Raw genomic sequence first — 11,836 nt, forward strand, 5'->3', positions numbered from 1 at the left:
TTCCCGCGCCCCCGCGGCGGAGCCGCATCTCGGCACAGCCTCGCGCCCCTGCTGGGGCGCTCATGACACGCCGCCGAACGGAGCATACAACCGTTTATCGGGTCATCTGCTCCTAATCTTCCCTACGTGACAAAACGCCATATCACATACCTCGCGTGCAGCGCCGCCCTGTGCGGCTCCCTTCTCGGTGCCGCTCCGGCGGCCGCGACGCACCGTGTGCTGACCGTGCACCCGGGTGAGTCCATCCAGCGGGCGGTCGACGCCGCCGAGCCCGGCGACACGGTGATGGTGCTGGCCGGCACCTACCACCAGAGCGTCAAGGTGACCACGCCCGGCCTCACCCTGCGCGGCGTGGGCGCGGACACCGTGCTCAAGCCGGCCAAGAAGGTCAGGAGCACCGCGAAGAAGGCCGTGAAGTCCTGTGCCGAGATGGGCAACGGCATCTGCGTGGTCGGCGCCAAGAAGCAGCCCGTCGAGGACGTGACCATCGCTCACCTGACCGTCACCGGGTTCTCCCGGACCGGCGTCATGGCCGTCGGCGCGGCCAACCTGCACGTGCACGGCGTGGCCGCCGTGAAGAACGGACAGTGGGGCCTCGCCGAGGAGCGCTCGGTCCACAGCACGTACCGGAACAACGTCGCCCGCGACAACGGCGACGCGGGCATCTTCCTCGCCAACTCCGTCACCGCGGAGAAGGGCGCCGTCGACACCGACGGCACGGTCGTCGAGCACAACCTCCTGGAGGGCAACCGGATCGGCGTCACCGTCCGCCGGCTGCGCGACCTCACCGTCTCGGACAACTCGGTGACCGGCAACTGCGCGGGCGTCTTCGTCGTCGGCGACGAGAACAAGCCGAAGGCCGGTCACCTGACCGTCGCCGACAACCAGGTCGTGAAGAACAACAAGTACTGCAAGAAGACGGCGCGGCTGGCCTTCCTGCAGGGCTCCGGCATCGTCCTGACCGGCACCGAGAACACCCTGGTCACCGGGAACACGGTCACCGGGAACTCCGGCAGGTCACCGCTGTCGGGCGGTGTCGTGGTCTTCAAGAGCTTCGTGGGTGTCAGCAGCGACAAGAACCAGGTCACCCGCAACAGGCTGTCGGGCAACGCCCCCGCCGACCTGGTCAACCAGGAAGCCACCAAGCACGGCAACGCCTTCAGGCAGAACACCTGCAAGAAGTCCAGGCCCGCGGGTCTGTGCTGACCTGACGGCCGTACGACACCCCACACGGAAGGAAGGCGGCACATGACCGCACCAGCACGCGACCTCTCGACGCCGGCCAAGGCACCGGCCGAGGACGCTCCGCCGCCGTCGATGCGGCTGCGCGAGCTCGTGTTCGGGGCGGCCTGTGCCGCCGCCGTCCGCGCGGCCGCCCGGCTGCGCGTGGCCGACGCGCTCGGGGACGCTCCGATGACCGTGGAGTCCCTGGCGTCGGCGGTGAGGACCGACCCCAAGCCGCTTCGGCGGCTGCTGCGCGCCCTGTCCTGCTACGGCGTCTTCGCCGAGCGGCCGGACGGGACGTTCGCCCACACCGAGACCTCCCGGCTGCTGCGCGAGGACGACCCGCACAGCCTGCGCTACATCGCCCTGTGGTGCACCGAGCCGTGGACCTGGGACGCCTGGCCGAAGCTCGACGAGGCCGTGCGCAGCGGCCGCAACGTCGTCGAGGACCTGTACGGCAAGGAGTTCTTCGTCTATCTGAACGAGGACGCGCCGGAATCGGCGGACGTCTTCAACCGGGCGATGACCACCTCCAGCGAGCAGTCGGCCCGGGAGGTCGCCGCGCTGCTCGACCTGTCCGGCAGCCGGTCGGTCGCGGACCTCGGCGGCGGCCAGGGACATGTGGTGGCCTGCCTGCTGGACAAGTACCCGGCGATGAAGGGCTATCTGCTGGATCTGCCCAAGGTGGTGGAGAACGCGCTGCCCCGGCTGCGCGAGGGCGGCGACCTCGCGGACCGGGCGCGGGTGGTGCCCGGTGACATCCGGGAGGCCGTGCCGGTCGACGCGGACGTCTACATCATCAAGAACATCCTGGAGTGGGACGACGAGTCCACCGCGCGGCTGCTCGCCAACGTGGTCGCGGCGGGCGGTCCCGGGGCCCGGGTCGTGGTGATCGAGAACCTGGTCGACGACACCCCCTCGATGCGGTTCAGCACCGCGATGGACCTGCTGCTGCTCCTGAACGTCGGCGGGGCCAAGCACACCACCGACTCCATGGTGCGCCGGCTGACCGAGGCGGGCCTGAGTGTCAACGACATCCGGCCGGTCAACCCGTATCTGCACGCCTTCGACTGCACGGTGCCGGCCTGAGGCGACACCCCCGGCACGCGCCGGTGCCGGGCCCGCGTCGTGTGCGGGTCCGGCACCGTTGGCGTACGGCGGCGCGCGGGGTCACCCGCCGCCGTCGCGCTCCCAGAGGTAGAAGCGCTGGGCCATCGCGTCCTTCGGGGAGCGCCAGGTCTCCGGGTCGTACGCGCTGACGTACGCCGTGAGACGGTCGCTGACGTCCCTGAACTCGGGGTGCGAGGTGATCTTGGCGATGGCCGGTCCCGGCTCGCGCTCGGACTCGATGAGGTGCATGTACACATCACCGAACTGGAAGAGGCTGCGCCGGACCACCCCGACGAGGTGCGGCAGCTCTCCCCGGTCGGACTCCGCGAACACCTTCGCGATGTCGGGGGCGGAGCCCGGTGCCATGCGGGCGACGATCAGGGCCTGGTGCACGGTGTCTCTCCTGTCGTACGACTCGTGCGGTTCAGTGCGGTTCAGTGCGGTTCAGTCGGCCAGGGCCGGGTCGGGGCGCCGACCGGTGGCGGCCTTCTCGATCTTGTCGCGGATCAGGGCCATCTGGACCTTGGAGTTCTTGTTGATGTTGTCGGTCATCCAGTCGTCGTCGACGGGGGCCTCCGGCTTCATCGCGAAGTCCTGGGTCCAGACCATCCGGGTGCCGGCGGGCACCTCCTCGTACTGCCAGAGGATGTCCATGTGCGCGAACGGGCCGGTCTCGACCCGGCGGGCCTTGACGCGGAGGTTGCGGCGGTCCGCCTCGCGCTCGGAGACCCAGCTCCACACCTTGCCGTTCTCGTCGGGGTGCATGGTCAGCCGGAAGGTGACCTTGTTCCCCTCCTCCTCGAGGATCTCGGCGCTGGCGTACTCGCTGAACAGCTGGGGCCAGTTGGCCACGTCGTTGGTCATGTCCCAGACCAGGTCGACGGGCGCGGCGATGGTGATCTCGTTCTGGGTGTGTCCGGTCATGTCAGGCTCCCGCGGGCATGGCGCTGTTGACGAGGTCGAGGAACTGGCGAGGCGTCTTGCACCGCTCGGCGTCCACCGGCATGGGCACGCCGTGCCGGTTCTCCAGTTCGCCGACGATGCCGAGCAGGCCGAGCGAGTCGACGCCGAGGACGTCGAAGCCGCTGTCGGCCCGGTCCTGCAGGTCGGCCGGGGAGACGGTGACGCCGGCGGCCTTCTTCATGAGTTCGGACAGTTCGTCCACGGTGATGCTCATAGCAACTCCTTCTGCTTCGCTGCTGGGCAGCTGGTGTGTTCGACTCACCCGGCCGCGCCGTGGCGCAGCACGAGCGCCGAGTTCGACCCCATGAGGCCCCGGCTGAGCACCAGTGCCGTGCGCGGCTGCGCGGCACGGGCGCGGCCGGTCACGAGGTCGAGGTCGTGGCAGATGTCGAAGACGCCCGGGGTCGGCGGGATCAGCCCGTGTTCCATCGCCAGCACCGCGGCGGCGGTGTCCAGGACGGGGGCCGCGCAGTAGCCCCGGCCGATCCCGGCCTTGGGCGCGGTGACCGGCACCCGCCTGCCGTGCGCGCCGAGCGCGTCGGTGATGGCCAGCGCCTCCGCCCGGTCGGCTTCCGGCACGCCGAGGGCGTCGGCGAAGACCACGTCGATCTCCTCGGGTGCGCAGCCGGCCTCGGCCAGCGCCCCGCGGATCGCCTGGGCGAGCCCGGCCCGGGACTCGCCCCAGCGGGACGCCCCGGTGAAGGTGGACGCGTGGCCGTCGAGGGTGGCCCGTACCGGCAGTCCGCGTCTGCGGGCCGAGCCGGTGTCCTCCACGACGAGCATGGCGCCGCCCTCGGCCGGCACGAACCCGCAGGCCTGCTCGGTGAAGGGGCGGTAGGCGCGGGCCGGGTCGGGCTCCCGGCTGAGTTCCTCGTAGCCGAGCTGGCAGACCACCGAGTACGGAGCTATCGGCGCCTCGGTGGAGCCGGCCACGATGACGTCCGTACCGCGGCGGACCGCGCGGGCGGCGTGGGCGAGGGCGTCCAGGCCGCCGGCCTCGTCGGCGGCGACCACCGAGCAGGGGCCCTTGAAGCCGCGCCGGATGGAGATCTGGCCGGTGCTGGCCGCGTAGAACCAGGCGATGGACTGGTAGGGACCGACGAACCGGCTGCCCTTGCCCCACAGTTGCTGGAGCTCGCGCTGGCCGAACTCGCCGCCGCCGGAGCCGGCCGCGGTGACCACACCGACGTCGAACGGCGAGCCGTCGGTGTCGGCGCGGCCGAGCCGGGCGTCTTCGAGTGCCAGGTCGGCCGCGGCCATCGCGAAGTGCGTGAAGCGGTCGGTCTGGACGATGAGGCGTTCCTCGACGGCGGCCGCCGGGTCGAAGTCGCGGACTTCTCCGGCCACCTTCATGGGCAGGTGCTCGCAGCCGTCGCGGGTCACCTTGCCGAGGACGTTGCGTCCCTCCTGGACGGATTTCCAGAAGGTCTCGGTGCTGGTTCCGTTGGGCGCGACGACACCGATGCCGGTGACGGCCGCCCGCCGAGAACGGGGTTCGCTCATCGTGTCCGTCCTCTCTGCCGGGTCAGGATCACCGCGGACTGGAAGCCGCCGAACCCGCTGCCCACGGACAGGACGCCGCCGAGGCTGCGTTCACGGGCGACGCGCGGCACGTAGTCGAGGTCGCACTCGGGGTCGGGGGTCTCGTAGTTCGCGGTGGGCGGGACGACCTGGTGGGCCAGGGCGAGCACACAGGCGACGACCTCGATCGCGCCGATGGCGCCGAGCGAGTGGCCCACCATGGACTTGATGGAGCTCATGGGCGTGCTGTACGCGTGCTGTCCGAGCGCCTTCTTCACGGCGGCGGTCTCGTGGCGGTCGTTCTGCCGGGTGCCGGAGCCGTGCGCGTTGACGTAGTCGATGGCGGTGGGGTCGAGGCGGGCGTGGTTCAGGGCGGTCTCGATGGCGCGGGCCATCTCCAGGCCCTCGCTGGTGAGACCGGTCATGTGGTAGGCGTTGCCGAAGGTGGCGTAGCCGTCGAGCCGGCAGTAGATGTGCGCGCCGCGGGCCTTGGCGTGTTCCTCCTCCTCCAGGACGAGCACCGCGCCGCCCTCGCCCATGACGAACCCGTCCCGGCGGTTGTCGAAGGGGCGGGAGGCGTGCTCGGGGTCGTCGTTGTTCGGGGAGGTGGCCTTGATCGCGTCGAAGCAGGCCATGGTGATGGGTGAGATCGGGGAGTCCGAGGCGCCGGCGATGCAGATGTCGGCGCGGCCCTCCTGGACGGTGTGGAAGGCGTAGCCGACGGCGTCCAGGCCCGAGGTGCAGCCGGTGGAGACGGTCTGTACCGGACCGTGGGCGCCGAATCGTTCCGCCACCGCGGAGGCGAGGGTGCTCGGGGAGAACGCCCGGTGCAGCTGGGGCTGCGCCTGCCGGTGGTCCACGTCCCAGCGCCGGCCCGCTTCGCTCACCAGGACGTAGTCGTGCTCCAGGCGGGTGGTGCCACCGACCGCCGTACCCAGGGAGACCCCGATCCGCCAGGGGTCCTCCCGGCCGAGGTCGAGCCCGGAGTCCCGGACCGCCTCGTCACCGGCGACCAGGGCGAACTGTATGTAACGGTCCGCCCGCTCGATCTCCTCGGCGTCCAGGCCGTGCGCCGCCGGGTCGAAGTCGCACTCGGCGGCGATCTGCGACCTGAGGCCCGAGGGGTCGAAGAAGGTGATGCCGCGCGTCGCGGTCCGGCCCGAGGCGAGCAGATCCCAGAACGCCGGTACGCCCACACCCCCCGGAGCCACGATGCCTATGCCCGTAACCGCCACGCGCCGGGTCACGACCGGACCTGCCCCACGGCGACGGCTTCCGTCTCCTCGGTGTCGACGTGGCCGAGGCTCGGGCGCGGGGCCAGCGGGCCGAGGTGGAAGACGATCCGGGCCTCGACGTTGCCCACGTTGCGGAAGCGGTGCTTCATGTTCATGGGGATCATCAACCCCTGTTCGGGCCGCAGCGGGTGCGGGTCGCCGTCCAGGTCGACCTCCATGTCGCCGCAGACGACGTACACGAACTCCTCGGAGTACGGGTGGTAGTGCTCGGCGATGCGGTCGCCCGGCTGCACGATGGCCACACCCATGAAACCGCTGGTGGAACCCACCGTGGCCGGGGTGAGCATGGCGCGCAGATCGCCGCCGCGCCGGGTGTTGGGCTCGACCTCGCTGAGGTCCACGATCTTCGGAATGGGCTGCATGTCTGCGTTCCTCCGTGGGGGTGATGCGACGGTGAGGGGTCAGGCGTCAGGCGTCCGGCGAGCGGCGGTCGGTGAGGAGCTGCATCCGCACCGCGTCGCCGTCCAGCAGGGCGGTCAGCGCGTGCGCCGGGGTGACGTCCACGGGCGTGCCGGGCCGCTGCTCGACCAGGCGGACGACGACGTCGTCGCGCTGGAAGACCGTGCTGTGCAGCACCGGGCTCGCCGGGTCCTCGGCCGCGGCCTCGTCCTGCTGCGCGAGCAGCTCCGCGAGCCGCATCCCGCAGCCGGGGCGGGCGGGGTAGCAGAGCGCGTGCCGCTCGCCCTCGGCCGGCTCCGCGGCGCTGACGTGGTGGACGGCCGGCAGCGCCGCCCGGGTGAAGAACACCCGTGCGGACTCCTGGTCGTTGAGGTCGCGGTCCTGCTCCAGGTAGGGGTTGATGGCCTCCTCGACGGCCCGCACCTCGGGCTGCCGGGCGACGTGGCGCAGGGCGGCCATCAGGTCGCCGCGCACCTCGATGGCCCGCACGACCCGGTTGCCGTGCATGAACAGGGAGGTACGGCAGAGCCGGGTGGAGTCGTCGACCCTCGCCTGGGGCGAGGCGTAGTCCGCGAGGATCCTCGCCACCTCGGCCTCGCTGCCCGGCCGGACCGTGAAGGTGAGCGCGTGGCGGATCACACCGTCGCCCATCCGCGGGTGGGCCTGCAGGACGCGGACCGCGTCCGCCGACGGGCCGCCGGTCTCCCGTACGACGTGGAAACGGAGCGAACGGGTGTCGCGGACGCAGTTGTGCAGCGGCTTGACCATCTCCACGTGCTCCTCGCTGTTCACCCAGGCGAGGAACGGCGGGGCGCTCTCCCACTCGCTGGTGATCAGCCACTGCGAGGGGTTCTCGATCGACTGGCAGAGCTGGTCGCTGACGTGGCCGGGCACCTGGGCGACCTGGTTGCACAGCTGCTCGTAGGCCTCCAGGAACTGCTGCTGCGCGCCGTCGTGGACGTCCACCAGCAGGACGACCCGGAGCCGGGAGCCGTCGAAGACGGACTGGGAGACCCGTGTCGAGACCGGGCGGGTGGTTCGGGTCGGCTTGTCGGAAACCTTTTCCGAGATCGTCGTCATGCTTCGCACATCTCCTTCGCGGTGGCAGCGGCCTGCGCCTTCGCCGATGACGTGGCGTCAGCGCTTCTTGATCCTGTGCCGGTCCTCCGAAGCGCGCGACTCGCGTGAACCAGGTGGGTGATTGAGCACGCGAAACCCCCCCGGGTGGGGCCCGGACGGGGCATGGAGGTTCCAACGCACCTGACGCACAACACCCGCCCCTGGAGTGCCCGATGCAGCAGAGAACCGATCACCAGGTCCCCGTCCTCGTGGTGGGCGGCTCCCTCGTGGGCCTGTCCATGTCCCTCTTCCTGGGCCGACTGGGCGTCCGCCACATGCTCGTCGAGAGACACTCCGGTACCTCGATCCACCCACGCGGCCGGGGCAACAACGTGCGGACGATGGAGCTGTTCCGGAAGGCGGGGATCGAGCAGGACATCAAGTCGGCGGCCTCCCTCCTCGCCGGCAACCACGGCATCCTGCAGGCCCCGACGCTGGTCGGCGACGCCGGCGAATGGCTGTTCAGGGAGATCGACCCGGGAGGCGGACTCGCCAGGTTCAGCCCTACGGGGTGGTGCCTGTGCAGCCAGAACGATCTCGAACCCGTCCTCCGCCGGGCGGCCGAGTCGCTCACCGGCGAGCTGCGTTACTTCCACGAGATGGAGTCCTTCGAACAGGACCCCGAAGGAGTGACGGCGTACGTCCGCGACCGTGGCTCCGACCGGATGTACACCGTCCGCGCGGACTACCTGGTCGCGGCCGACGGCCCGCGCTCCCCGGTCCGCGGCCGGCTCGGCATCGGCCAGACGGGCCCCGGCGACCTCTTCGCGAACGTCAGCATCACCTTCCGTTCCAAGCTGCTCCAGAACACGGTCGGGGACCGCCGCTTCATCTGCTGCTACCTCACCAACCCCGAGGCCGACGGCGCCCTCCTCCCCGTCGACAACAAGGAACACTGGGTCTTCCACGCTCCCTGGCACCCCGAACGCGGCGAAACCCTCGACGAGTTCACGGAGGAACGGCTCACCCGGCACATCCGGCGGGCCGTCGGCGTCCCCGACCTCGACGTCGAGATCACCGGCCGCGCCTCCTGGCGGGCGGCCGAACGGGTCGCGGAACGCTACGCCGACCGGCGGGTCTTCCTGGCCGGCGACTCCGCGCACGAGATGTCCCCGACCGGGGCCTTCGGCTCCAACACCGGCATCCAGGACGCCCACAACCTGGCCTGGAAGCTGGCGGCGGTCCTGGACGGCTGGGCCGGCCCCGGGCTCCTCGACTCCTACGACGCCGAGCGCCGCCCGGTCGCCCTCGCCACCAGCGCCCGCGCGTCCGCCCGCTCCGTCGAGCACAGCCACCCCGGCTTCGCGCCCGCCCCCGGCGTCGGCGCGGACCGGCGCGGCGGCATCCTCAACATCGTCCTCGGCTACCGCTACCCGAAGGGCGCGGTCCTCGGCGCCGACCCGGACCAGCCGCTCGTACCCGATGGGATGAACCTCACCGGCCAGCCGGGCAGCCGGTCCCCGCACCTGTGGCTGCGCCGCGCGGACGAACGGCTCTCCACGCTCGACCTGTACGAGCGGTCACTGGTCCTGCTGAGCGGCGCGGAGTCCGCCGGGGGCGCGGCATGGCACACCGCCGCCCGGCGGATCGCGGACACGGAGCGGCTACGGCTGGACACGTACCGGATCGGGGCGGCGGGGACCGGGGCCGATCTTGTGTACGACACGGAGGGCGACGACTGGGCGGCGGCGCACGGTACGACGGCGGACGGGGCGGTGCTGGTGCGGCCGGACGGGTACGTGGCCTGGCGGTCGGAGGAGGCCGTGCCCGATCCGGAGGGAGAGCTGCGGGCGGTGCTGGGGCGGGTGCTGCGGAAGAGGTGAGCCGGGGTGGGGGCCGGGGGGAGGAGGTGACGGGGTTGTGGCTGGGCGGGGGTGGGGACGCTCACCGGCGCTTGCCGGGTGCCGCCCGCGCCCACCCGTGCCGCCCTGGGGGCACCTCCCAGGCCCTTAAGGCACTGGGGGAGGCACGACTGCCCGCGGTCATGTGAGACACGCCCCAAAGGGGCGCGGGGAACTGCGCGACCAGCCCCCACCGGCCGGCACTTACATCCGTACCTCTACGGTCTTCGCCAGGCGGTCGTGCAGCCCCCTGCCGTCCCGGTCCCAGACCAGCGCCGGGATCGCGAGGCACAGCAGCACCGTGCGGGCCAGCGCCCGCAGCGGCTGCACCCGGCCCGTGTCCACGCCGACCACCCGCAGCCGGAACAACCGCTTACCCGGCGTGAAGCCGATCGTGCCCACGGTGAGGACTCCGAGGACGAAGAAGACGAGGAGGGCCCAGTTGCCCGTCGTCGCCGGGTTGTAGCCGTTGGTGATCAGGCCGTATGCGATCAACTCGCACAGCGCCCAGTCCACGACCAGCGCCCCGAGCCGCCGCCCGGGGCGGGCGATGGAGCCGGGTCCGTCCTCCGGCAGACCGAGCCGCTCGCCCCGGTACCCGAGCTCGGCACCCGCGTCCTCCATGGCCGCGCGGGGTCCGGAGAGCCACGATCCGATTGCTTGCCTGTTGTCCACCCGTCCACGGTACTGGGCCCCGTCCGGCCCCCGGTCCGGCGGGGTGCCACGGGCTACCCTGGAACCGAGGTCGGTTAACTTCAGCGAAACAAATGGGTCACGCCTGAGAAATCACCCGTCCCTAGTGTCGAGGGCAGCGTGTGCCACCGCACTGGCCGCACGAACGAACTACCACCCCGGCACGGGAACGGCCGGGAGTAGGAGGAGCTGGATGTTCCAGAACGCCGACGAGGCCAAGAAGTTCATCGCGGACGAGGACGTCAAGTTCGTCGACGTCCGTTTCTGCGACCTGCCGGGCGTCATGCAGCACTTCACGGTGCCCGTCGAGGCGTTCGACCCGGACGAGGAGCTCGCCTTCGACGGATCGTCGATCCGTGGTTTCCAGGCGATCCACGAGTCCGACATGGCGCTGCGCGCCGACCTGTCGACGGCCCGGGTGGACCCCTTCCGCCGCGACAAGACGCTCAACATCAACTTCTTCATCCACGACCCGATCACGGGTGAGCAGTACTCCCGTGACCCGCGCAACGTGGCGAAGAAGGCGGAGGCGTACCTGGCGTCGACCGGTATCGCCGACACCGCGTACTTCGGCCCCGAGGCCGAGTTCTACGTCTTCGACTCGGTCCGCTTCGCCACCTCGGCGAACGAGTCCTTCTACCACATCGACTCCGAGGCCGGCGCCTGGAACACCGGCGCCCTGGAGGACAACCGTGGTTACAAGGTCCGCTACAAGGGCGGCTACTTCCCGGTCCCGCCGGTCGACCACTTCGCCGACCTGCGCGCCGAGATCTCCCTGGAGCTGGAGAAGAACGGCCTGAAGGTCGAGCGCCAGCACCACGAGGTGGGCACCGCCGGCCAGGCGGAGATCAACTACAAGTTCAACACGCTGCTCGCCGCCGCCGACGACCTCCAGCTCTTCAAGTACATCGTGAAGAACGTGGCCTGGCGCAACGGCAAGACCGCGACCTTCATGCCGAAGCCGATCTTCGGCGACAACGGCTCGGGCATGCACGTGCACCAGTCCCTGTGGGCCAACGGCGACCCGCTGTTCTACGACGAGGCCGGCTACGCGGGCCTGTCGGACACCGCCCGCTACTACATCGGCGGCATCCTGAAGCACGCCCCGTCGCTGCTGGCCTTCACCAACCCGACGGTGAACTCGTACCACCGCCTGGTGCCGGGCTTCGAGGCGCCGATCAACCTGGTGTACTCGCAGCGCAACCGCTCCGCCGCGATGCGTATCCCGATCACGGGTTCGAACCCGAAGGCCAAGCGCGTCGAGTTCCGCGCGCCCGACTCCTCCGGCAACCCGTACCTGGCCTTCTCGGCCCTGCTCCTCGCGGGTCTGGACGGCATCAAGAACAAGATCGAGCCGGCCGAGCCGATCGACAAGGACCTCTACGAGCTGGCTCCCGAGGAGCACGCCAACGTCGCCCAGGTCCCGACCTCCCTCCCGGCCGTCCTCGACTCCCTGGAGCGCGACCACGAGTTCCTGCTCGCCGGTGACGTCTTCACGCCCGACCTGATCGAGACGTGGATCGACTTCAAGCGCACCAACGAGATCGCCCCGCTGCAGCTGCGTCCGCACCCGCACGAGTTCGAGCTGTACTTCGACGTGTAAAGATCAACAGGGCTCTACGCTGGACGGACCCTGTGCGGACTCATCGACAGTCCGCACAGGGTCCGCAG

The 11,836-nt window shown here is 70.7% G+C and carries 12 protein-coding genes; 4 read left to right on the top strand and 8 right to left on the bottom strand.

Annotation, left to right across the window (positions count from 1 at the left end; genetic code table 11):
- Positions 1–126 precede the first annotated feature (126 nt).
- Positions 127–1,206 (top strand): right-handed parallel beta-helix repeat-containing protein, encoded by a 1,080-nt coding sequence (locus AB0P24_RS18555; RefSeq protein WP_365795188.1) that lies wholly within the window; start codon positions 127–129, stop codon positions 1,204–1,206.
- A gap of 111 nt (positions 1,207–1,317) precedes the next feature.
- Positions 1,318–2,313 carry a methyltransferase gene (locus AB0P24_RS18560; RefSeq protein WP_365795223.1) on the top strand — a complete coding sequence of 332 codons (996 nt, stop codon included), beginning with the start codon at positions 1,318–1,320 and terminating at the stop codon, positions 2,311–2,313.
- An 81-nt stretch (positions 2,314–2,394) separates the two neighbouring features.
- Here AB0P24_RS18560 and AB0P24_RS18565 read toward each other — a convergent pair whose 3' ends face one another.
- From AB0P24_RS18565 to AB0P24_RS18595, 7 genes are read right to left on the bottom strand one after another with little or no spacing between them, the layout of a single operon-like run.
- Positions 2,395–2,727 (bottom strand): TcmI family type II polyketide cyclase, encoded by a 333-nt coding sequence (locus tag AB0P24_RS18565; RefSeq protein WP_234544763.1) that lies wholly within the window; start codon positions 2,725–2,727, stop codon positions 2,395–2,397.
- A 51-nt stretch (positions 2,728–2,778) separates the two neighbouring features.
- Positions 2,779–3,258 carry an SRPBCC family protein gene (locus AB0P24_RS18570; RefSeq protein WP_365795190.1) on the bottom strand — a complete coding sequence of 160 codons (480 nt, stop codon included), beginning with the start codon at positions 3,256–3,258 and terminating at the stop codon, positions 2,779–2,781.
- Between the two features lies 1 nt (position 3,259).
- On the bottom strand, positions 3,260–3,511 hold the full coding sequence (locus AB0P24_RS18575) for an acyl carrier protein (protein ID WP_089101200.1): 252 nt from the start codon (positions 3,509–3,511) through the stop codon (positions 3,260–3,262).
- A gap of 44 nt (positions 3,512–3,555) precedes the next feature.
- On the bottom strand, positions 3,556–4,800 hold the full coding sequence (locus AB0P24_RS18580) for a ketosynthase chain-length factor (RefSeq protein ID WP_365795192.1): 1,245 nt from the start codon (positions 4,798–4,800) through the stop codon (positions 3,556–3,558).
- Complete coding sequence (locus AB0P24_RS18585; protein ID WP_365795194.1) at positions 4,797–6,065, bottom strand: beta-ketoacyl-[acyl-carrier-protein] synthase family protein; 1,269 nt, start codon at positions 6,063–6,065, stop codon at positions 4,797–4,799. The genes AB0P24_RS18580 and AB0P24_RS18585 overlap by 4 nt, the downstream gene beginning before the upstream one ends.
- Positions 6,062–6,475, bottom strand: a complete 414-nt coding sequence (locus tag AB0P24_RS18590) for a cupin domain-containing protein (protein WP_365795196.1) — start codon at positions 6,473–6,475, stop codon at positions 6,062–6,064. Before AB0P24_RS18590 ends, AB0P24_RS18585 begins: the two co-directional genes overlap by 4 nt.
- Before the next feature lie 46 nt (positions 6,476–6,521).
- Positions 6,522–7,592 carry a SchA/CurD-like domain-containing protein gene (locus AB0P24_RS18595; RefSeq protein WP_365795198.1) on the bottom strand — a complete coding sequence of 357 codons (1,071 nt, stop codon included), beginning with the start codon at positions 7,590–7,592 and terminating at the stop codon, positions 6,522–6,524.
- A gap of 212 nt (positions 7,593–7,804) precedes the next feature.
- Here AB0P24_RS18595 and AB0P24_RS18600 point away from each other — a divergent pair, with 212 nt between their 5' ends.
- On the top strand, positions 7,805–9,454 hold the full coding sequence (locus tag AB0P24_RS18600) for an FAD-dependent monooxygenase (RefSeq protein ID WP_365795200.1): 1,650 nt from the start codon (positions 7,805–7,807) through the stop codon (positions 9,452–9,454).
- A gap of 222 nt (positions 9,455–9,676) precedes the next feature.
- Here the strand turns inward: AB0P24_RS18600 and AB0P24_RS18605 are convergent, their stop codons facing one another.
- Positions 9,677–10,147 carry an RDD family protein gene (locus tag AB0P24_RS18605; RefSeq protein WP_365795202.1) on the bottom strand — a complete coding sequence of 157 codons (471 nt, stop codon included), beginning with the start codon at positions 10,145–10,147 and terminating at the stop codon, positions 9,677–9,679.
- 211 nt (positions 10,148–10,358) lie between these two features.
- Between AB0P24_RS18605 and glnA the strand changes: the two genes are divergently transcribed.
- A complete protein-coding gene (gene glnA, locus AB0P24_RS18610) occupies positions 10,359–11,768 on the top strand; it encodes a type I glutamate--ammonia ligase (protein ID WP_181805236.1) in 1,410 nt (469 codons plus the stop codon).
- Positions 11,769–11,836: the final 68 nt, after the last annotated feature.

The sequence above is a fragment of the Streptomyces sp. NPDC086519 genome (assembly GCF_040686075.1).
GTDB lineage: Bacteria > Actinomycetota > Actinomycetes > Streptomycetales > Streptomycetaceae > Streptomyces > Streptomyces shenzhenensis.